General features: G+C 62.8%; 20 protein-coding genes. 14 read left to right on the top strand and 6 right to left on the bottom strand.

Going from position 1 to position 21,394, the window contains the following annotated elements:
- Nucleotides 1-81 precede the first annotated feature (81 nt).
- Nucleotides 82-786 carry a FadR/GntR family transcriptional regulator gene (locus P3T43_RS26905; RefSeq protein ID WP_429284045.1) on the bottom strand — a complete coding sequence of 235 codons (705 nt, stop codon included), beginning with the start codon at nucleotides 784-786 and terminating at the stop codon, nucleotides 82-84.
- 283 nt (nucleotides 787-1,069) lie between these two features.
- On the opposite strand from P3T43_RS26905, the gene P3T43_RS26900 reads away from it, so the two are divergent.
- A complete protein-coding gene (locus P3T43_RS26900) occupies nucleotides 1,070-1,903 on the top strand; it encodes an IclR family transcriptional regulator (RefSeq protein WP_429284044.1) in 834 nt (277 codons plus the stop codon).
- A gap of 107 nt (nucleotides 1,904-2,010) precedes the next feature.
- On the opposite strand, the gene P3T43_RS26895 is transcribed toward P3T43_RS26900, so the two are convergent.
- The 4 genes from P3T43_RS26895 to phnF all read right to left on the bottom strand — a co-directional run bounded on the left by P3T43_RS26895 (nucleotide 2,011) and on the right by phnF (nucleotide 5,538).
- Entirely contained in the window at nucleotides 2,011-3,213 is a 1,203-nt protein-coding gene (locus tag P3T43_RS26895; RefSeq protein ID WP_429284043.1) for a M20 aminoacylase family protein, read from the bottom strand.
- 263 nt (nucleotides 3,214-3,476) lie between these two features.
- Nucleotides 3,477-4,034, bottom strand: coding sequence for a phosphonate metabolism protein/1,5-bisphosphokinase (PRPP-forming) PhnN (gene phnN, locus P3T43_RS26890; RefSeq protein WP_429284042.1), 558 nt, complete (start codon nucleotides 4,032-4,034; stop codon nucleotides 3,477-3,479).
- Nucleotides 4,031-4,783: a DUF1045 domain-containing protein gene (locus P3T43_RS26885; RefSeq protein WP_429284041.1), complete on the bottom strand. Its 753-nt coding sequence runs from the start codon at nucleotides 4,781-4,783 to the stop codon at nucleotides 4,031-4,033. Before P3T43_RS26885 ends, phnN begins: the two co-directional genes overlap by 4 nt.
- Nucleotides 4,780-5,538, bottom strand: coding sequence for a phosphonate metabolism transcriptional regulator PhnF (gene phnF, locus P3T43_RS26880; RefSeq protein WP_429284040.1), 759 nt, complete (start codon nucleotides 5,536-5,538; stop codon nucleotides 4,780-4,782). Before phnF ends, P3T43_RS26885 begins: the two co-directional genes overlap by 4 nt.
- A 178-nt stretch (nucleotides 5,539-5,716) precedes the next feature.
- Here phnF and phnG point away from each other — a divergent pair, with 178 nt between their 5' ends.
- The 13 genes from phnG to P3T43_RS26815 all read left to right on the top strand — a co-directional run bounded on the left by phnG (nucleotide 5,717) and on the right by P3T43_RS26815 (nucleotide 18,550).
- On the top strand, nucleotides 5,717-6,199 hold the full coding sequence (gene phnG / locus P3T43_RS26875; RefSeq protein WP_429284039.1) for a phosphonate C-P lyase system protein PhnG: 483 nt from the start codon (nucleotides 5,717-5,719) through the stop codon (nucleotides 6,197-6,199).
- A 23-nt stretch (nucleotides 6,200-6,222) separates the two neighbouring features.
- A complete protein-coding gene (phnH, locus tag P3T43_RS26870) occupies nucleotides 6,223-6,849 on the top strand; it encodes a phosphonate C-P lyase system protein PhnH (protein ID WP_429284038.1) in 627 nt (208 codons plus the stop codon).
- On the top strand, nucleotides 6,849-8,087 hold the full coding sequence (locus P3T43_RS26865; protein ID WP_429284037.1) for a carbon-phosphorus lyase complex subunit PhnI: 1,239 nt from the start codon (nucleotides 6,849-6,851) through the stop codon (nucleotides 8,085-8,087). Before phnH ends, P3T43_RS26865 begins: the two co-directional genes overlap by 1 nt.
- Nucleotides 8,084-9,001 carry an alpha-D-ribose 1-methylphosphonate 5-phosphate C-P-lyase PhnJ gene (locus P3T43_RS26860; protein ID WP_429284036.1) on the top strand — a complete coding sequence of 306 codons (918 nt, stop codon included), beginning with the start codon at nucleotides 8,084-8,086 and terminating at the stop codon, nucleotides 8,999-9,001. Before P3T43_RS26865 ends, P3T43_RS26860 begins: the two co-directional genes overlap by 4 nt.
- Nucleotides 9,002-9,009: 8 nt before the next feature.
- Entirely contained in the window at nucleotides 9,010-9,780 is a 771-nt protein-coding gene (phnK, locus tag P3T43_RS26855; RefSeq protein WP_429284079.1) for a phosphonate C-P lyase system protein PhnK, read from the top strand.
- A gap of 8 nt (nucleotides 9,781-9,788) precedes the next feature.
- Nucleotides 9,789-10,556, top strand: a complete 768-nt coding sequence (phnL, locus tag P3T43_RS26850) for a phosphonate C-P lyase system protein PhnL (protein WP_429284035.1) — start codon at nucleotides 9,789-9,791, stop codon at nucleotides 10,554-10,556.
- A 36-nt stretch (nucleotides 10,557-10,592) separates the two neighbouring features.
- On the top strand, nucleotides 10,593-11,726 hold the full coding sequence (locus P3T43_RS26845) for an alpha-D-ribose 1-methylphosphonate 5-triphosphate diphosphatase (protein WP_429284034.1): 1,134 nt from the start codon (nucleotides 10,593-10,595) through the stop codon (nucleotides 11,724-11,726).
- 577 nt (nucleotides 11,727-12,303) lie between these two features.
- Nucleotides 12,304-13,086, top strand: coding sequence for an ABC transporter substrate-binding protein (locus P3T43_RS26840; protein ID WP_429284033.1), 783 nt, complete (start codon nucleotides 12,304-12,306; stop codon nucleotides 13,084-13,086).
- 305 nt (nucleotides 13,087-13,391) lie between these two features.
- A complete protein-coding gene (locus P3T43_RS26835) occupies nucleotides 13,392-14,507 on the top strand; it encodes a succinylglutamate desuccinylase/aspartoacylase family protein (protein ID WP_429284032.1) in 1,116 nt (371 codons plus the stop codon).
- Nucleotides 14,508-14,989: 482 nt separating this feature from the next.
- Nucleotides 14,990-16,132: a porin gene (locus P3T43_RS26830; protein WP_429284031.1), complete on the top strand. Its 1,143-nt coding sequence runs from the start codon at nucleotides 14,990-14,992 to the stop codon at nucleotides 16,130-16,132.
- Nucleotides 16,133-16,335: 203 nt separating this feature from the next.
- Entirely contained in the window at nucleotides 16,336-16,725 is a 390-nt protein-coding gene (locus P3T43_RS26825; RefSeq protein WP_429284030.1) for a DUF6232 family protein, read from the top strand.
- A 159-nt stretch (nucleotides 16,726-16,884) separates the two neighbouring features.
- Nucleotides 16,885-17,232: a hypothetical protein gene (locus P3T43_RS26820; RefSeq protein ID WP_429284029.1), complete on the top strand. Its 348-nt coding sequence runs from the start codon at nucleotides 16,885-16,887 to the stop codon at nucleotides 17,230-17,232.
- Nucleotides 17,233-17,452: 220 nt separating this feature from the next.
- The gene (locus P3T43_RS26815) at nucleotides 17,453-18,550 is read left to right on the top strand and encodes a hypothetical protein (RefSeq protein ID WP_429284028.1); all 1,098 of its coding nucleotides are present in this window, start codon (nucleotides 17,453-17,455) and stop codon (nucleotides 18,548-18,550) included.
- Nucleotides 18,551-18,647: 97 nt separating this feature from the next.
- Here P3T43_RS26815 and P3T43_RS26810 read toward each other — a convergent pair whose 3' ends face one another.
- A complete protein-coding gene (locus tag P3T43_RS26810; RefSeq protein ID WP_429284027.1) occupies nucleotides 18,648-21,101 on the bottom strand; it encodes a glycogen/starch/alpha-glucan phosphorylase in 2,454 nt (817 codons plus the stop codon).
- Nucleotides 21,102-21,394: the final 293 nt, after the last annotated feature.

Here is a 21,394-nt window from a genome sequence, read left to right as displayed (position 1 = left end):
AAGAGATTCGTATCGTTCGAGTTCGCAGCGCTGTTGGCAGCTAGCTAACGGCATCCCGCCTGGCTTGAACGCCTTACCGTGTCAGCCGGTACCGGCTTCCACCAGGCGTCGTGCCGCGTTGTACAAATGCGTACGGGCGGCCTGGTTCGCGGCCATCGGATCGCCCGTGCGGATCGCCGCGACGATGGCAGCATGCTCCTCGCGCACCTGGCGCGAGAAATCTTCGCGCAGCGCCTCGTTGCGGCGCGTGACGACGGTCCCCGCTTCTAGGTACTGATTCAGGAACGCCAGCGTCTTGAGGAAATACGGATTGCCGGTGGCCACGGCAATCGCGCGGTGAAACGCCACGTCTTCGGCGACGCCGTCGCGGCCCTCGGCGACGGCCTCGTCGATCCGGGCGAGGGCGGTGTCGATCGACACCAGATCGGCGTCGCTGCGTCGGGTTGCGGCCTCGGAAGCCACCTCGGCCTCGATTGCCCGGCGCAGCGCGAGGATCTGCAACACCGATCCGCCTTCGACCGCCTCCGCATAGTCGATGCGCAGCGGCCGGATCGCGCCGTGGGCCGCGATAAACACCCCGCTGCCCTGCCGCGGCTCCACGACGCCCTCGTTCTTCAGGCGCGAAATCGCCTCGCGGATCACCGTGCGGCTGACGCCGAACTGCCCCGCCAGCACGGCTTCTGTCGGTAGCTTGCCGCCGCGGGCAAACGCGCCTTTGTCAATCTGCCCGAGCAGTTGCTGCGCGACGGTGTCGCTCAGGGCGCGAGCGGGAATCTTCTCGAACATGCGGCCTCTGCTTGTTAAGTCATCGGGTCATCATACAAATTTACGCCGTATTCGGCATCCCCGAAAACCCTGGTGATGCACTTTGCCAATCCGGCCGGTCAGCCAGTGGGCGCCGGCCCACCTTCAAAAGCGTCGCCGGACCCTGGCGCTACGCAAGATACAAAATCGGCAAGGTTGGCGAAACGCAGGGCATAAGCTATCTTCACGGCTTTCCGGTGGCCCGCACCCGGGTGGCCCGCACCGGCGTGGCGTCCCGTTACCCCAAGCAACACTGAAAAGGCCCATGAGCAAAGCCCCCCAAGCATCGCCTGCCGAACCGGCCAGCGCGCCCGACACAACGGACGCGCCGGACAGACCGGGCGACTCCTACGTGCAGTCGTTCGCGCGCGGTCTCGCGGTGATTCGCGCGTTCAACGCTGAGCGTCCCGAACAGACGCTCACCGACGTCGCCGCTGCCACCGGCCTCACGCGGGCGGGGGCGAGGCGCATTCTGCTGACCTTGCAGACGCTCGGTTATGTCGAAATGGAGGGACGGCTGTTCCGCCTCACGCCGAAGATCCTCGACCTCGGCTTCGCTTATCTGACCTCGATGCCGTTCTGGAATCTCGCCGAACCGGTGATGGAGGAGCTCTCGGCGCATGTCCACGAAAGCGTCTCGGCTGCCGTGCTCGACCGCACCGAGATCGTCTATGTGCTGCGCGTGCCGACCCACAAGATCATGACCATCAACCTGTCGATCGGCAGCCGCCTGCCCGCCTATTGCACGTCGATGGGCCGCGTCCTGCTGTCCGCGCTCGACGACGAGACGCTCGACGCCACGCTCGGTTCGACGCAGCTGTACGCCCACACGCCGCGCACGATCACCGACACGGAAGAGTTGAAAAAGCTGATCGCCCAGGTGCGCCGTCAGGGCTGGGCGATCGTCGATCAGGAACTGGAAGGCGGATTGATTTCGTTGTCCGCACCGATTCGCAACCGGCAAGGGCGTGTGATCGCGGCGATGAATATCAGCGGTAACGCCCAGCGCAATTCGGCGAAACAAATGGTGAAAGCGTTTCTGGAGCCGCTGCAAGTGGCGGCGCAGAACGTGTCGGATCTGGTGGCGCGGCGCGGGTGAAGGTGCGATGGCGCAGCAGTTATTGCGCCACTTGCCCCGTCAGTTGCCAGCCCGGTTGCCAGCGCATTGGCGATCTCAAGCCAGTTGCGCGTGCAACCATCAACCCGTCACTGCGCCAGATAACGCTCGACGAGCCGCGTCCAGTAAGCCGCACCTACAGTCAGATTGCGGTCGTTGAAATCGTAGTGCGGGTTGTGCACCATGCAGCCGTCCTCGCCCACGCCATTGCCGATACGCAAAAACGTGCCCGGCCGTTTTTGCAGCATGAACGCGAAATCCTCGCTGCCCATCAGCATATCCGTCTGCGCGACCACGTTCTCGTCACCCACCAGTTCGCGGGCGACTTCAATCGCGAACTCCGTTTCCGCATCAGAGTTGACCACCACCGGATATCCTTCGATGTACTCGACAACTGCCTTGGCGCCATAACTCAGCGCCTGGCTCTCGGCCAGTTCGATCACGCGCTTTTTCAGCAACGCACGGATCGCCGGGCTAAACGAACGGATGCTCAATTCGAGTCTGGCCGTGCTGGAAATCACGTTGTTCGCCGTGCCTGCATGCATCGAGCCGACCGTCACGACCGCCGGTTGCGACGGATCCACGTTGCGCGCCACGATGGTCTGCAAGGCCATCACGAGGCTTGCCGCCACCACCACCGGATCGACCGCGAGGTGCGGACGCGCCGCATGCCCGCCGACGCCTTCGATCGTGATGATCGCCTTGTCCCCCGCCGACATGAACGGCCCTTTGCGGAACAGCAACGTCCCCGGCTCCGCACCCGGATGGTTGTGCACGCCGAACACGGCATCGCAAGGAAAGCGTTCGAACAGGCCATCTTCGATCATCTTCTTCGCGCCGCTGTCGATGCCGCTCTCTTCAGCCGGTTGAAAATACAGATGCACGGTGCCCGAGAAGCGCCGCGTCTTCGCCAGATGCTCCGCCGCGCCGAGCAGCATGGTGGTGTGACCATCGTGGCCGCACGCGTGCATCTTTCCTTGCGTGCCGCTTGCGTACGGCAAGCCGGTCTGTTCGACGATCGGCAACGCATCCATATCCGCGCGAATGCCGATGCTGCGCGTGCCGTCGCCCACCTTGAGCGTGCCGACCACGCCGGTGAGCCCGACCCCGCGCGTCACCTGCCAGCCCCATTGCGTGAGCTTGTCCGCCACCAGCGCCGCCGTCGCCACTTCTTCGTAGGCCAGTTCCGGATGATGGTGAATATGGTGGCGGATTTCGCGCAGGTGTTCGGCGGCGGGCGCCAGATGCTCGACCTCGGTGAAAGGGCCGGCGGGACGGGATACTTCGCTCATCGTGGACTCCGAATGGGTGACGCCGCGGCCAAAGCCGCGCACAGGCGAACACTATAGCAATACCCTCGCAGCCGGCTAGGCGCGGCGTGCAAGTCGATGTGCAAGCCGATGTGTGAGCCGGTGTGTGAGCCGGTGTGTGAGCCGATGTGCAAGCCGCTGTGTGAGCCGGTATGTGAGCCTGTGAGCCTGTGAGCCTGTGAGCCTGTGAGCCTGTGAGCCGCAGCACCAGCCGTTGCGCAAGCGCCGCGCTCGCGGCGGCATCATCAAAGCCCAACGGCCAACGTCCCGCGCACGACCTCGACGAAAGCGCGGCCCGCGTCTTCGAGAGCGCCGGAATTGTCGATGGTGGTCAGGTGAACCCCGGCGGGCAACGAAAACGGTGCGCGCCGCGCGAGACGTGCCGCCACCTGTTCCGCGCTTTCGCGGGCGCGCGCACCGAGCCGCGCTTCGAGAACGTGAGGGGCCGCGTCGATATGCACCACTTCGACGGCCGGATAGCGCAGGAGCGTTTGCTCCAGATGCTGGCGCGAACCGTTGATGACCACCGTACAGCCGCGCTCGAGCCATGTGTCGAGTTCAATACCGATGCCATAGCGCAACCCGTGACTCGACCATTCGAGCGCAAAGAGACCCAGCACGGAACGCACCTTGAACTCGTCGACGCTCAGTTCGACATGCGCTTCGCCGTTGCCGCTCGGCCGCGTAATGTAGCGGTGCGCAAACAGGATCGGTTCAGCCTGCAACTGCTTCCGCGCGAATCCCAGCAGCGAATCCTTGCCTGCACCCGATGGGCCCATCACATAGATCAAACGGCCATTCATGATTGCCCCACTCTTCCAGCCTGAAACGGCAGACGCTGCCACAACACAAAAGGCTCGCCGGGTGCCGGTTCGACAAACAGCGCAGCACTGTCCACCACCAGCGGACCGAGTTCTGCAATCCTTGCGTGCCACCACGCGACTAGCGCGGCGCGCTCGTCCGCAACATCCAGCGAACTGGACAGCGTCATGTGGAAACGGAATTCGTCGAACACGTAGGGATAGCCCCATTCGATCAGCAAAGCCCGCTGACGCGGCGTCAGCGGTGCAGCGAGCCGGCGCGCCTGATCCGCCGCGGACGGCGTGGCCCGCAAGCCGCCAAGCGTACGCAGCGCGCCGGATGCGAGTTCGCGCATGGCGGCTTCGCCTTCAGGCGCAACAGGCCGCAGCGCGACGAAATCGCCGAGCGTGGCGGCTTCTACCGGCAAACTGAAGGACTCCTGCTGCAGCGCCCAGCCGCGCGCGTCGTCGAGCACGCCACGCGGCGTCACGCCGTCAGCGAGTCGAAAGGGCGCGACCAGCGTGCCGTGCCAGCCGTAACGGCGCGGCGCGGTCGTCAGTTCGCTCACCTTGCGAATCAGCGAGGCCGGTTGCGGCGGCGTGCAGGACACGCCGCTTTCCACGTCGCCGCCAAGCCATTCGCAGCCCGCTTGCCACCAGCCGGAATCGCGTGACGGCGCGTAATACAGCGCGAAGCGCGCCTCGACAGACCAGTCGAACGACGGATTCACGACTTCACTCGCGCTGCTCATACGTCGTTTTCCACCATCAACTGCACGCGATCCGCGGCGAAGTGCGTAATGCCGTATTTGACCGGCACGCCCTCCAGATCGACGTCGACGTTCTCGACCCACAGCACCGGTTGCTGCCGGTTGATATTCAGCCGCCGCGCCACTTCCGGTTCGGGCAGCACGCTGCCGATACGGCTCCACTTGCGTAGATAGTCGGGTACGCCCAGCTCGGTCATCGCTCGGGTGATACCGCCGGTGCGCTGCAGAACGTCAGGCAAATCGGGAAAACGCGCCGCGGGATACCAGTTGCGCGCAAAGGTCAGCGGCACGCCGTCCGACTCGTGCAGCGACTCGATCCGGTAGACCGATGCCCCGGCACGCAGGCCGAGCGCCTTGGCGACGTTCGGCTCGGCCTTCACCCGCGCCGCCGACAACATGGCACCGCCCGCCGCATGATGTTGCTGGCGCAGATTCTCGGTAAAGCGCGTGCGGCGGCCAATCGAATAATCGATTGCGCCGGGTTGCACGAACGTGCCACGCCCCTGCTCCACGCTCACGAGGCCCAGCGCGGCCAGTCCCAGCATGGCGCGGCGCACCGTGTGACGGTTGACGTCGAAGCGTCTGGCCAGTTCGCCTTCGCTCGGCAGGCGGCCTTCCTCGCCAAAACCGCTCGCCGCGATCTCAGCGGCGAGGATCTGCTCGATTTGCCGCCACACGGCAACGCCCGCGCCCCGTTCAAGCTGTGTGCCTGGCGTAGCGGTGTCGTTCGATGTCATGGTGCTGTCATTCCCTTCGGTTCAAATATTCGTTGTGACGTGCATTGTAGTGCGCAAGCCGTGATGGAAATATGAAAACACGGGCGCGCCGCAGACACAACCACTTTACTTCTAAACGTCTAGACGTTTAGATGAATAGATGCTCAAATGACGACTCACTGCATCAACAGGAACCCCGATGAGTGCCTCTTCTGCCTCGCCTTCCTCCGCCACGCGGCGTGCATGGATGGCCGTCCTGGCGCACACGCCCCGCGCCGAACTCGAAGCCGCACTGAGCCATGCGCTGGAGGGTGCCGGCCAGCCTGAATTCGACTGGCTGCGGCCGCCCGAAACCGGACTCGCCATGGTGCGCGGCCGCATTGGCGGGAGCGGCGACGCCTTCAATGTCGGCGAAGCTACCGTCACCCGCGCCACGCTGCGCTTGCGCAGCCCGGCCGGGCAAGCGCCGGTCGGCGTCGCCTGCCATCTGGGCCGCGACCGCCGCCGCGCGGAGCTCGCCGCACTCGCGGACGCGCTGCTGCAATTGCCCGATCGGCACGTTCATCTGCACGACCAACTGATCGAGCCGCTCGCCGCCCAGCTCGCGGCACGGCGCGAGGCGCGCCGCCACGAAGCCGCTTCGACGCGCGTCGAATTCTTCACGATGGTGCGGGGCGACTGATGGATACCCTGATGGAAAACGCGATGAACCCCTCACAGATTGCCCTCGCCACACTCGCACCGGGATTTGCCGATCCCGTCTACGACACCCAGGCGGTATTTCGCACGCTGCTCGATGCGCTGTCGCGTCCGGGCACGGTTGGGGTCGTGGAGAACGTTCTGCCGGCGTCACAGGCAACCGGTACGCATCGCTCGCGCGCCGATCTGGCTGCGCTGGCGGCCCTGCTCACGCTGTGCGACTACTCCACACCGGTCTGGCTTGCCGAGCCCGATGCGGCGCTCGCTTCGGCGCTGCGCTTTCATACCGGCGCGCCGCTCGTCGAAGACGTGCATGACGCTGCATTTGCCTATATCCACGACGCCGCGTTGTTGCCGCCGCTCGAGCATTTTTCGCTCGGCGCAGCGGAATCTCCTGAGCAGTCGGTGACTTTGCTGATCCGCGTCGATGCGCTGACCGGCGGACCTTTGGTCGTACTAAACGGTCCTGGTATCGAGCGTACCGCCGAAATCTCGCCGGTCGGTCTGCCTGAACATTTCTGGCGCGAGCGCACCAGCCTTGCGCCGCTGTTTCCGTGCGGCATCGATTGCTATCTCGTCTGCGGCCATCAGCTGATCGGCCTGCCGCGCACAACTCAAGCCAAGGTGAACTGATGTACGTTGCCGTCAAGGGTGGAGAACGCGCGATCGAAGCATCGTGGCGTCTGCTCGACAAATCACGCCGCGGCGATACGCAGTTCGCCGAGCTGAGCGTCGGACAGATCCGTGAGCAGCTGCGGCTTTCCGTGGCCCGCGTGATGACCGAAGGTTCGGTGTACGACGAAGATCTCGCCGCGCTTGCAATCAAACAGGCCGCCGGCGATCTGGTCGAAGCGATCTTCCTGCTGCGCGCCTACCGCACCACGTTGCCGCGCTTCGGCTACACGCAACCGCTCGATAGCGAAGCCATGCGGGTTGAGCGGCGCATTTCCGCCACCTTCAAGGACTTGCCGGGCGGACAGTTGCTTGGCGCAACTTACGATTACACGCAGCGTCTGCTGGATTTCAGGCTGATGGCCGATGCGCAGGCGAACGGCGGCGATCCGAACGGTCACGTCGCACAACAGCCTCCTGTGCCTCGGGAAACGCCTCAAGAACCGCCTGAGACCATGCCGCGTGTGGTCACGCTGCTCAACAAGGAAGGTCTGATCGAACAGGAAACACCGCGGCCCGGCGCGCCGGAACCCGGCGACCTGACGCGCGAGCCGCTCGCGTTTCCGGCCAACCGTGCGACGCGTCTGCAAAACCTCGCACGCGGCGACGAAGGCTTTTTGCTGGCCATGGGCTATGCGACGCAGCGCGGTTATTCGAATTCGCATCCGTTCGCGGGTGAAATCCGTTTCGGCTCGGTGACGCTCGAAATGGAACTCGACGAACTCGGCGAAGCGGTGGAAATCGGCGAAATCGATATCACCGAGTGCCAGATGATCAACCAGTTTGCCGGCAGCACCGAGGTGCCGCCGACTTTCACGCAAGGCTATGGCCTCGCCTTCGGTCATTCGGAACGCAAGGCCATGGCGATGGCGCTGGTGGACCGCGCGTTGCGTGCCGAGGAACTCGGCGAAACGTTGGCATCGCCGACCCAGGATATCGAATTCATGTTGTCGCATAGCGATAGCGTCGAAGCCTCCGGCTTCGTGCAGCATCTGAAACTCCCGCACTACGTCGACTTTCAGGCCGAACTCGAACTCGTGCGGCGCCTGCGTGCGCAACATGCCGCGCAAACGGAACAAACGGAACAAACGGAACAAACAGGGCAAACGGCACGAGCGGCTCACCCATCCGCGGCAGTTGAGGCGTCGCAAGCCTCGCAACCGCACACCGGCCACGATCAAGAGGAGCAAGCAGCATGAATGCGCCCGACACGCCACTCGCCAACGCAGCGTACGACAGCGCGGCTGAAGGCTACAACTTCGCTTACCTCGACGAACAGACCAAGCGGATGATCCGCCGCTCGCTGCTCAAAGCGGTCGCGGTGCCCGGTTATCAGGTGCCGTTCGCCTCGCGGGAAATGCCCTTGCCGTTCGGCTGGGGCACAGGCGGTATTCAGGTGACCTCAGCGATCATTGGCCGCAGCGACACGCTGAAGGTGATCGACCAGGGCTCGGACGAAACCACCAACGCGGTCAATATCCGCCGCTTCTTTGCCCGTACCACCGGCGTCGCGACCACGCGCCGCACGTCCGAAGCGACGATCGTGCAGACGCGGCACCGGATTCCCGAAACGCCGCTCACGGACAAGCAGATTCTGGTCTATCAGGTGCCGATGCCCGAGCCCTTGTTCCGGCTCGAACCGCGCCTCGCCGAATGCAAGAAGCTGCACGCGTTGGCCGACTACGGTCTGATCAGCGTGAAGCTGTACGAAGACATCGTGCATCACGGCAGCATTGCCACGACGTATGACTACCCGGTGATCGTCAACGACCGCTATCTGAGTTCGCCCTCGCCGATTCCGAAGTTCGACAACCCGAAGATGCATATGAACCCTGCGCTGCAGTTGTTTGGCGCCGGCCGCGAGCGGCGCATCCATGCCATTCCGCCGTACACGCCCGTGCGCAGTCTCGACTTCGACGATCATCCGTTCGAAATCCAGCGCTGGGAACATGCCTGCGCGCTGTGCGGATCGAAAGAAAGCTTCCTCGACGAAATGATCGTCGACGACGCCGGCAAGCGCATGTTCGTCTGCTCGGATAGCGATTACTGTCATGACCGTCGCGAGTCACAGGCCGAGCAGACTGGCGCAATCGCCGAAGGAGAGTCCGTATGACCGCGCGCATGACCCCGCTTCTGAGTGCTCGCGCCCTCACGAAGCAATTCAGCGGCCGTAACGGCTGCAGAAACGTGAGCTTCGACCTCTATCCCGGCGAGGTGCTGTGCATCGTCGGCGAATCCGGTTCGGGCAAGACCACGCTGCTGAACACGCTCGCGCTGCGCACCGAAGCCGATAACGGTACGCTGCACTACCACGCCACGCAGGGCGACACGCTCGATCTGCGCGCGTTGTCTGAACCGCGCCGCCGTTTGCTCACACGTACCGAATGGGGCTTCGTCCAGCAGAATCCGCGCGACGGCCTGCGCAGCGGCGTCTCCGCCGGTGCCAATATCGGTGAGCCGCTGATGGCAGTCGGCGCGCGCCATTACGGTCAGATTCGCCAGACCGCGACACAATGGATGGAGCGCGTCGAACTGGATGCCACGCGTATCGACGAATATCCCGCTGCGTTTTCCGGCGGCATGCAGCAGCGTTTGCAGATCGCCCGCAATCTCGTCACCGGACCGCGCCTCGTGTTCATGGATGAGCCGACCGCCGGTCTCGACGTGTCCGTGCAGGCGCGGTTGCTCGATCTGTTGCGCACGTTGACCAGCACGCTGCATCTGTCGGTGCTGATCGTGACGCACGATATTGGCGTGGCACGCCTGCTCGCGCATCGTTTGATGGTCATGCAGGGCGGCGAGGTGGTCGAAGCCGGATTGACCGATCAGGTGCTCGACGATCCGCAACACCCGTACACGCAAACGCTGGTTTCTTCCGTCCTGCCGGTTTGAGGTCCACGATGTCATCCATCGAATCACACGCGCGCGAACGCGCTTTTATCGACAACGCAGCGCTGATGCTGCGCGCCGTCAACATCGGCAAGACCTTCACGCTGCACGCCCAGGGCGGCGTGCAGATCGACGCGCTGGCCGACGTCTCGCTCGATGTCGAACAGGGCGAATGTGTCGTACTGGTCGGCCCCTCCGGCGCGGGCAAGAGCACGTTGTTGCGCTGCCTGTACGGCAACTATCTGGCGAGTTCGGGTTCCATTGCGATCCGCTCGGATGCACATGACGTGCAGCATGTCGCAATTACGGGCGCCGAACCGCACGACGTGCTGCGTCTGCGCCGTAACGTGGTCGGCTACGTGAGTCAGTTCCTGCGCGTGATTCCGCGCGTGACAACGCTTGCGCTGGTTGCCGAACCGCTGGTCTCTCGCGGTGTTGACGCAGACGAAGCGCACGAGCGCGCTGCTGCGCTGCTGGCACGCCTCAATGTCCCCGAGCGGCTCTGGTCGCTGGCGCCCGCCACGTTTTCCGGTGGCGAACAGCAACGCGTGAATATCGCGCGGGGACTCATCGCCGGGCATCCGCTGCTTCTGCTCGACGAGCCGACCGCTTCGCTCGATGCCGAAAATCGCGAGGTGGTCGCCGATCTGATCATCGAAGCACGCGAACGCGGCGCGGCGATTGTCGGCATCTTTCATGATGAAGATACGCGCAACAGAGTGGCCACGCGCCGCCTTGAACTTCAGCCGCCGCTGCGTCTACCAGCGGCGCTACACTGACGTACAGACTGTACAGACTGAATACGGAGCATGTCGATGTTGATCAGGAACGCTCGCATTGTGACGCGAGACGAAGTATTTACCGGCGTGGTGCGCATCGAAGACGGCAAGATTCACGACGTCGAACGGGGCACGACCTCGGCGCGCGAGGCCGAAGACTGGGATGGCGATTATCTGCTGCCGGGTCTGATCGAGTTGCATACGGATAACCTCGAAAAGCATCTGGCGCCGCGCCCCGGCGTGGTGTGGAATACGGATGCCGCGTTTGTGATCCACGACGCGCAGGTGGCCGCGGCGGGCATCACGACGGTGTTCGACGCGCTGTCCATCGGCACGCGCGCAAACGCGGGCCTGCGTGGCCGCGATATGCAGACACAATGCGCTGAGGCGCTCACCCGCTTCTCCGAGCGCAAGCTGCTGCGCGCCGAACACTTTCTGCATCTGCGCTGTGAAATCGCCACCGCCGACGTGGTGGAAATATTCGACTCGTTGTGCGGGCATCCGCTGCTGCGCCTCGCCTCGGTGATGGATCACACGCCGGGCCAGCGCCAATGGCATGACCGCGAACAATGGCGCCGTTTCCAGGAACGCAACGGCAAGCTGAGCGACGAACACGTGACCACGGCGCTGGCCGAGCTGACCATCGAACAGGAGCGTTACGCCGACGCCCATCGCCACGAGATCGTCGCACGCTGCAAGACGCTGGGGCTGCCGGTAGCGAGCCACGACGACACCCTGGTGGAACACGTGGAACAGGCCGCGGCCGAAGGCATCGTGCTGGCGGAATTTCCGACCACGCGAATCGCCGCGCAGGCGGCACGCGAGCATCGCATTTCGACGATCATGGGCGCACCGAATATCGTGCGCGGCGGCTCGCACTCGGGCAACGTGTCCGCGCTCGAACTCGCCAAAGCGAATCTGCTCGACATCCTGTCGTCCGACTACGTGCCGTCGAGCCTGCTCACCGCTGTGTTCGAACTGGTGGAAAAGGCGGGCTGGACCTTGCCGCGCGCCATGGCAACCGTGTCGGCCGAACCGGCGCGCACGGTCGGGCTGCATGATCGCGGCGCGATCGCGCCGGGTCTGCGGGCCGACTTCGTGCGGGTCACGATGCTCGACACGCTGCCGGTGCCGCGCGCCACCTATCGAGAAGGCGCGCGAATCGTCTGATCGCGCTGTTACTGGGCGCGCAGGCCCTTGGCGGCCCGCGCCGGCGCAACGGAGAAATTGCGCGTTTGCGTCATGTTTTTGCGTCTTTTCTCGCGCTAGGTCCTCGCACTAAATAGGGCGGTGTGCGGTTTTGTGTTCGAATCCACCCAGGTGGGCGTGCCGTCACGAGCCAGGCCCATGCAGGCGGGCCCGCCTGCATGCCCACCGGCTTTCCGGTCGAATGTTGTTGATTTAATTACAAAAACCGCGAAATCCGAGGTGGGCAGCCGGTGCATTTCATGCGCAACGCATGACGTCAAATTGCCCCACCGCGCAGCGTGGTCAAGCGGAAACAGCAGGCGTATACGCGCGAAATCCATCCGCGCGCCCTGCCCAAACTCTGAACCTCCTGTCAAGGCGCCATCCGGTGTTTTACTGAGTACGTAAACTTTTTGACCTGATAAGCTTTGCCCGCGCTGCAGGCCGCCAAGGTCTGCCGCCGTTCAATCCTGCCCGGTTGTGACTCGCGCCGGGCGCTATCCCGTAGCGGCACCACCGCATGCGGGAGTAATACGAACCACCACCGAGGAGTAAAACAGTGAAAAAACTGCTAGCGGCTTTGACGGTTGCTTTGCTTGCCACCGTCTCGATTGGCGCACATGCGAAGGACTGGACCACCATCCGTTTCGGCGTGGACGCCAGCTATCCCCCGTTCGAATCCAAGGGTTCGGATGGCAAGCTCGCCGGTTTCGATATCGACCTCGGCAATGAAATCTGCAAGCGTCTGAACGCAAAGTGCGTCTGGGTCGAAAACGACTTCGACGGCATGATCCCGGCACTGAAGGCCAAGAAGTTCGACGGCGTGCTGTCGTCGATGTCGATGACGCCGCAACGCGCGGAACAGATCGCCTTCTCGGACAAGCTGTTCAACACACCGACGCGCCTCGTCACCAAGAAGGGTTCGGGTCTCCAGCCGACGCCGGAATCGCTGACGGGCAAGTCGGTGGGCGTCGAGCAGGGCACGATCCAGGAAACGTACGCGAAGACCTACTGGGAGCCGAAGGGCGCCAAGGTTGTCTCGTACCAGAACCAAGATCAGGTCTACACCGACCTGCTGTCGGGCCGTCTTGACGCATCGCTGCAAGATGCCGTGGAAGCTGAAATCGGCTTCCTGAAGACCCCGCGCGGCGCTGGCTACGAATTTGCCGGCAAGGACATCGTCGACGAGAAGATCCTCGGCAACGGTGCAGGCATCGGCATGCGCAAGGAAGACACCGATCTGAAGACCAAAGTCGACAAGGCAATCGCCGACATGATCAAGGACGGCACGTACAAGAAGCTCGAGAAGAAGTACTTCGATTTCGACGTGTACGGCAGCTAAAACGCAGCAGGCGCGGCTTGCCGCGCCCGTTCGTGTTGTGCAGACGGGCTCCGCCACACGCGGAGCCCGTTGCGTTTGGCAGCCCTCCTGGCGGCCCTCTTTGCGCCCCTTTTTGCGAGCTCTGTTTGTGCTCCGCAACAGCGCGCCGATTCACATCCCGCGCGCATATCGGCTAAGATCGTGCGATTACGCCGCGCCGCGCGAGTCTGGTTCGCGCCTTGGCAAGCCTTCCAGAAAATCGATTTTTCAAACTGAAATCAACAACATAGCGCGACTCCTTCCGAGGCCGCCGCGCTTCAGACATCATGCAAACCCAAACCCATCCGCTGATTTCCCCGACACTCGGCACCGCACGCAACCTGACGAGTTTTCACTACGGTCCCGGCGGCGGGCAAAAGATCTACATCCAGTCCTCGCTGCACGCCGACGAGCTCCCCGGCATGCTGGTGTCGTGGGCACTGCGCAACAAACTGGCTGCGCTCGAAGCGGCGGGCAAGATCAAGGGCGAGGTCGTGATCGTGCCGGTGGCGAACCCAATCGGCCTGAACCAGCATTTTCTCGGCCATCACACGGGCCGCTTCGAGACCCTGTCCGCGCAGAATTTCAACCGCAACTTCCACGATCTGTCCGCACTCGTGCAACCGGTGATCGAAGCGCGCCTCACCGACAATATCGACCAGAACCGCACCGCCATCCGCACCGCGATGCGCGAAGCGCTCGATGCGATCGAACCGCAAACCGAACTGGAATCGCAACGCCTCGCGCTGCAGAAACTGTCGTACGACGCCGACGTCGTGCTCGACCTGCACTGCGACTGGGAAGCGGCCATGCATCTCTACACCAATCCGGATCTGTGGCCGGAAGTGGAGCCGCTCGCGCGCTATCTGGAAGCGAAGGCCTCGCTGCTGGCGCTGAATTCGGTCGGCAATCCGTTCGACGAAATCCACAGCTTCTGCTGGTCTGATCTGCGCGGCCGCTTCGGCGAGCGCTTCCCGATCCCGAACGGTTCGATTTCGGTGACGATCGAACTGCGCGGCCAGCGCAACGTCTCCTACGAATTCGCCGATCACGACGCGCAGGGCATCATCGAATATCTGACCCAGCGTGGCGTCATCGACGGTACCGCGGCGCCGATGCCGGCGCTCGAATTCGCCGCCACGCCGCTCGCCGGCGCCGAGCCGATCGTCGCGCCGATGAGCGGCGTGCTGGTGTATCGCACGGAAGTGGGCACCTGGGTCGATGCCGGACACGAGATCGCCGATATCGTCGACCCGCTGACCAATCGCGTGGTGACGCTCAAGAGCACCGTCGCCGGCGTGCTGTATGCGCGCCACCTGACGCGCTTCGCGACCGCAGGGCTGGAATTCGCCCGCATTGCCGGCGCGAAGGCATTCCGCTCGGGATCGCTGCTGTCCAACTGATCGATGCGTTGACCCTGACGTATAAGGCCGAACTGGCAGCAATCTCGCTGCCGGTTCGGCCGTCAATGGTCGAATAAACGCGAAATAGATTAGTTATGCTTGCCATTTCCAATTGCCCGACTCAGATATAGGGTTATTCATTTTTATTGGCTATTTATCTTTATCGCGGGGTCTTTACCATTCAATTCTGAGAATTGATTGCGTCAATGGCAATTGCTTCGTCTTTTAATAGTAAAACGGCATGCCACGGCTTTAAACGCCTTATTATTCACAACAATTGCGGGGCTCACGGCGGCACAGACCATGGCCGTGCGCATGACTTTCCGTAGGTCAAGCATTCAGATGTCGTATTCGTACGACAGATTTTCGAAATAACCTGACTGTCACATTCGTTTCGTTCCGGTCCCTTACATTGGCGGCCATCGCGCGACCTGCCCATAGAGCCAGGCTCGCGATCGCCTCTTTTAAAATCGGAGAATCACTTGAAAAAGACAGTATTTGCCACCGCTATCCTCACGGCATTCGCCGGCACCGCTCACGCACAAAGCAGCGTCACGCTGTATGGCCTGGTCGACGCAGGTATTACGTATACGAACCACGCCAATGCCAAGGCACAAGACCTGGTTCAGTACGCTGACGGCGTTGCTCAAGGCAGCCGTTGGGGCCTGAAGGGTTCGGAGGACCTCGGTGGTGGTCTGAAGGCCATCTTCCAGTTGGAAAACGGCTTTAACTCGGGCACCGGCGCATTGGGTCAAGGTGGCGATCTGTTCGGCCGTCAAGCCTTCGTTGGCCTGACGCAAGACGGCATCGGCTCGCTGACGCTCGGTCGTCAATACTCGTTCTCGACCGACTACCTGGGCAACTCGTACGCCAACGGCGGCCAGACCGTCGCGGGTAACTACGGCTACCACATCAACGACGTCGACCAGCTCACGTCGAGCCGTATCAACAACTCGATCAAGTTCAGCAGCGCGAACTTCTACGGCCTGACGTTCGGCGCAATGTACGGCTTCTCGAACGAAGCAGGCGCATTCGCAGGCGCACCGGGCACGGGCGGTTCGTCGTCGGCGTACAGCTTCGGCCTGAACTACGTGAACGGCCCGCTGGGTATCGGCGCAGCCTACACGGATATCCGCTTCCCGGGTTCGGCAGTTCCGAGCTTCTCGTCGACGCTGGCCAATGCAACGGCAGGCTCGGGCGCGACGAAGGATCTGGCTACGACCGGTGTCGGCGCCAAGTATTCGATCGGCGCAGCGACTGCATGGGCGTTGTGGACGCACACGAACATCGAGCAGCTGACGGGCAACATGACCACGTTCAACGCGTATGAAGCTGGCGCGAAGTACCTGTTCACGCCGGCATTGACGGGCGCACTGGGCTACACGTACATGCAGGTGAAGGACCACACCAACGGTCACTGGAACCAGATCGACGCAAGCGTCGACTACGCACTGAGCAAGCGCACCGACGTGTACCTGCTTGGCGTGTATCAGGACGCCAAGGGCAAGCTGGCGAACGGCACACCGCTGCAATCGCAGATCGGCGTGAGCACGGGCAGCTACCTGCCGGTGGCAGGTGCAGATACGCAGCTGGCAGTTCGCGCTGGCATCCGCGTCAAGTTCTAAACGGAATCTGCGTTTCCTGAAGGCTTGAAAGCCTTCAGGAGCGGACCGTGTGAACTCGAAAAGCGCCCGTGCGGGGCGCCTGTCATAGGCGCCTCGTCCGGGCGTTTCTTCGTTTGAATAACCCTCTGCGTCACCCCGCCCCTTCCTGCGCAAGCGCGGGTTCTGTTACCCTGCGGCCTTTGCTACCGCTTGCATCCGACCCGATGGAAACCCCTTTCAACGACCGTGGCGTCTCGGTCACGCGCAATGCACTTTCCGCCGCCGGACAGGTTTTCCCGCTGCGCGACATTCTGAACGTGCGGGTCGTCACCGTGCAGAAGAACAGGGTCGTGCCCGTTGGAATCTCGGTGATCGGGGCGATTGCCGCTATCGTCGGCGGCGTGTTTCGCTCGTCGCTGGGCATCGTGTGCGGCGTCATGCTCGCCGTAGTGGGCTGGCTTACATGGACCACCCAGGACGTCACGCATCGCCTGATCGTCGAAACTCGCGCCGGTGAGCGTGAAGCGCTGTCGAGTATCGATCTCGAGTTCGTCGAACGCGTGGCGCAAACTGTCCGCGAGGCCCTGGCGGCGGCTCCGGCGCCAAAAGCCTGATCCAGCGCGCCTGCGAGGAAAAGTCGCAGCGCCCTCTGCTTGCGCGTTAACACAAAATTAACCTGAACGCCGCGAGCTTTTGCACCCGCTTGAGACTCGCGCGGATACAGTGGACTCGTCTCCACAACATGCCGCCCCGCTCCGTAGCGGCACCGCACGATGTTACAGTCCGCCGTCACGCCTGCCACGGTTGCCCCGCGAGGTTTGCGCTCGCTGGCACCCTCGACCCCCGCCCGCGTCTGTCTCGTCACACTCGACGTCACGGTGCCCGGTACCTCCTCAGCCACCGGCAGGCGCGCATTGCATGCAGCGCTAGGCAAGAATCTACGGCTTTATGTGGTGACCATCGACAAGCGCAACGAGCGCATCACCTTCCGCGTCGAAGTCATCTCCCGCACCCTTGATGAAGTGATTGGCGCACTGGCCGGCGCACTCGACCGCGCCATCCTTGGCCGCGCAGTGGAAAGCGTGATCCGCCGTCCACTCGATTTCGCTTGCGATCTTTGACAACGATCAAGTCTTTACACATTTTTGCAATTCGGTATAGCGAGGCAGGTAGAGTCTGCGGTTCTCTTATCCCGCGTTCCCTACCGCAGGCCTCGCAAGCGCCTCCAAGCCGTTGCCGGTCAGGCACAAGGCCTTCGCGACTGTCGCCGCTGCGGCACGTTTTACAGTTCTCGATGCACCGCCTCCGTCAGGGACACGCTCTTTTGCAAAGTGTGGTCCCATGTCACTGCTGTCCCGAAATTGTTTGCGCTCGCTGTCTTCCCTGTGTGGCCGATTCACCGCCCTCACCGCCTTCGTCACCGTCGCGCTGGTCGGCGTGACATCGCTTGGCGGCTGCGGCGTCACCTTTCCCGTGCCCACTCCGCCCGCCGCTACCGCCTCGCTGATCAATGGCGGCAATGACGGCGTGCTGATTCTGCTGCACGTGGAACGCGCCGACGAAGGTCACGCGCGGCTCGGCTTGCCGGTCCAGCTCGACGGTAAAGCCGTGTATCTGGCATTCGACTCGGGTATCCAGGGCGTGCGCGTGCTGTCGAAAGTGCTCCCCGCGGTGAATTATCCGGTTGCCGGTCCAGCGACCTCTCTGACTTTTGCGAACGGCGCCGTGGTGTCGGGGCCGTCGGTCAAGCTGCCGTTTAGCGTGATCGGCACCAAGCCGGTCGACCTCGCCGTGCAAACCGTCAACGACGTGCGCTGCCTGCGCAACCAGAGAAAATGCCTCGCCATGGACGGCTACACCGGCGAATTCGGTTACGCGTTCTCCGGCATTCTCGGTGCAGGCGCCGCGCAACCGAACGACGACTGTTGCACGCAACCGTTGCGCGCCTTGCCGGGCAATATCGGCCAGCGCTACCTGGTGCACGCCAATTTTGACAAGCCGTTTGTGATTCTGAGCCCCTCAACAGGCCTCACACACGAATTCACGATGATCCCCATGACCGCGTCGCAAAACGCCGCGGCCCAATGGCCGGTGGGCTGCGTGCAGGTTGGCGAGAAGATGCGTTTTTGCGCGCCCGTGGTGTTCGCCACCGGCAGCACCGGAATGATTCGTGTCGAAACCGACAAGGCGCCGAACTGGACCAACGACGGCGATGAAAACGACGTGCTCGCGCAAGGCAATTACGATGTCGCGCTCGGCGTCGGCTCGTGGCAGCACCGCTATGAAAGCGCTCAGGTGACGATCGCCAAGGCGAAGCCCGGCGCGAGCCGCATCGTGGTCGGCTTGATGGCCATGCAGAATCTGGACGTGCTGCTCGACTTCTCGCGCGCTCAGCTAGGACTGCACGCGACCAGGAACTCTGAAACATTCGCGCCGTAACAACTCGGTCGAAACGCTGCGCAATACCGCGTCAGCCGCCGGGCCGCATGTTCTTTCATGCGGCCCGGCGGCGTTTGCGCATCCGCGTTTTACATCCTCACGAAATATCGAGCGGCTTGACGTGCCAGATATTGCGAGCATATTCGCCGATCGTGCGATCGGACGAGAACTGACCCATGCCGGCCACATTTTCGATTGCGCTTTCGGCCCATGCACGCTGATCGCGGAAGCGCTCGTCCACCTTGTTCTGCGCCTCGGCAAACGCCGCGAAATCCGCCAGCACCATGTAGTGATCGCCCCAATCGACCAGCGTATGGAAGATGTCCGCGAAGCGCAGCGGATCGTCGGGTGAGAAGAAGCCGGTGCGAATCTGGTCGAGCGCCATGCGCAATTCGGGGTTCTCTTCGTAGACCTGACGCGGACGATAACCCGCGGCGCGCAAGCCATCCACTTCGTCGGCGGTATGGCCGAAGATGAAGATATTCTCCCGCCCGACCGCATCGCAAATCTCGATGTTGGCGCCGTCCATGGTGCCGATCGTCAGCGCGCCGTTGAGCGCCAGCTTCATATTGCCGGTGCCCGATGCTTCGGTGCCCGCCATCGAGATCTGCTCGGACAGATCGGCGGCCGGAATGATCAGCTCCGCCACGCTCACGCCGTAGTTCGGCACGAACACCACCTTCAGGCGATCGCCAATCAGCGGGTCGTGATTGACCTTTTCGCTCACGTCGCCAATCAGCTTGATGATGGTCTTTGCCATCCGGTAAGCCGACGCCGCCTTGCCCGCGAACATCACCACACGCGGCACCCAGTCGCGTTCCGGATTCGCGCGGATCTGGTTGTAGCGCACGATCACATGCAGCACGTTGAGCAGTTGCCGCTTGTATTCGTGGATCCGTTTCACCTGCAGATCGAACAACGCGTTGGGATCGAACGAGACGTGCGTATGGTGGGCCAGATGCTGCGCGAGGCGCAGCTTGTTCTGGCGCTTCGCTTCGCGAAACGCGTCGACGAAGCCGCTGTCGTTGCGCAGATCGCGCAGCTTCTCCAGCTCGAACAGATCGCGCCGCCAGTGTGTGCCGATCTGCCGGTCGATCAGCGACGACAACGACGGACTCGCCTGCGCCAGCCAGCGGCGCGGCGTGATGCCGTTGGTCACATTGGTAAAGCGCTCAGGATAGATGCGCGCGAAATCTGCGAAGATATCGCGCGTCATCAGTTGCGAATGCAGCTTCGACACACCGTTGACCTTCTGGCTCGCGACGATCGCGAGGTACGCCATCCGCACACGTCGCTGGCCGTATTCGTCCACCAGCGAAATGCGCCGGATCATTTCCGCGTCGTGGCCGGATTGCTCGCTGACGTGTTTGAGAAACTGCGCGTTGATCTCGAAGATGATCTCGAGATGACGCGGCAACAGGCGCGCGAGCGTCTCGACATCCCACGTTTCGAGCGCTTCAGGCATCAGCGTGTGGTTGGTGTACGAGAACATCTGCTCGATCTGGTGCCATGCCTTGTCCCACGGCACATGATGCACGTCCACGAGCAGGCGCATCAGTTCGGGAATGGCCAGCACCGGATGCGTATCGTTCAGATGTACCGCGACCTTCTCGGCAAAGCGTCCGAAGGTGCTGTGCGTGCGCTGATAGCGGCGGATCAGATCCTGCATGGTCGCCGAGACGAAGAAATACTCCTGCCGCAGCCGCAGTTCGCGGCCCGCCGGAGTCGAGTCGTCCGGGTACAGCAGGCGCGAAACGTTCTCCGACATCGTCTTCGCATCCACGGCGCTGCGGTAGTCGCCACGGTTGAATGCGGACAGATCGAGCTCTTCGCTGGCGCGAGCAGACCACAGGCGCAGCGTATTGGTCGCGCTGGTCGCGTAGCCGGGGATGACCGTGTCGTAGGCCATGGCGTTGACGTGCTCGGTGTCGATCCACTCGACATGCTCGCCGCGCTGCACCGTGCGGCCGCCGAAATGCACGAGGTATTGAATCTCCGAGCGCGGAAACTCCCACGGATTGCCCGCACGCAGCCAGTAATCCGGCGCTTCCACCTGCTCGCCGTCGACGATCTGCTGGCGGAACATGCCGTATTCATAACGGATACCGTAACCGAAACCGGGAATGCCCAGCGTCGCCATCGAATCGAGAAAGCAGGCGGCAAGGCGACCGAGGCCGCCGTTACCGAGCGCGGCGTCCGGTTCCATATCGATCAGAACTTCCATATCGACGCCGAGGCTCGCCAGCGCCTCGCGCATCGGCTCGTAAATGCCGAGCGCCAGCAACGCGTTAGTGAAGGTTCGGCCGATCAGGAATTCCATCGACAGGTAGTACACGCGCTTCACGTCCTGCTCGTACTGCTGCCGCGTGGTTTTCATCCAGCGGGCGACCAGACGGTCGCGTACCGCGAGCGCTGCAGCGTGCAGCCAGTCATGTGGACGCGCCGTTACGGCGTCCTTACCTACGCCGTACATCATGCGGTTGGAAATAGAGCGCCGTAGCGCATCGACAGTGCTGTTGAGCTGGTCAAACTCCAGATCCACGGCCGTCATTGAAGCCTCCGGTAAGTGCGACTCGGCATACGCGGACCGCACAATTGACGGACGGGAGGCGCGCGCCGGTCAGGCGGGTAAATATGCAGAGTAGGACATTTCCAACTTCCCGTCACCGGGACACGCGGCCCACGGCATTGCGCACAGCCTGCCTTCACGCGGTGGGATACAAGGCCGCGCACGGCACGTCAGGCACAGATACGGTGCAAGCACGCCTCAATTGACCGGCTTGCCTGCACTAGTATGGAGGAAGAAGACGACATATCCGCGAACACGTGCTCGATGCACGCATA

Source organism: Paraburkholderia sp. GAS41, from assembly GCF_050436545.1.
Taxonomy (GTDB): domain Bacteria; phylum Pseudomonadota; class Gammaproteobacteria; order Burkholderiales; family Burkholderiaceae; genus Paraburkholderia.
Note: the sequence above shows the minus strand (reverse complement) of the source record. Positions and strands in the feature narration are given on the sequence as shown.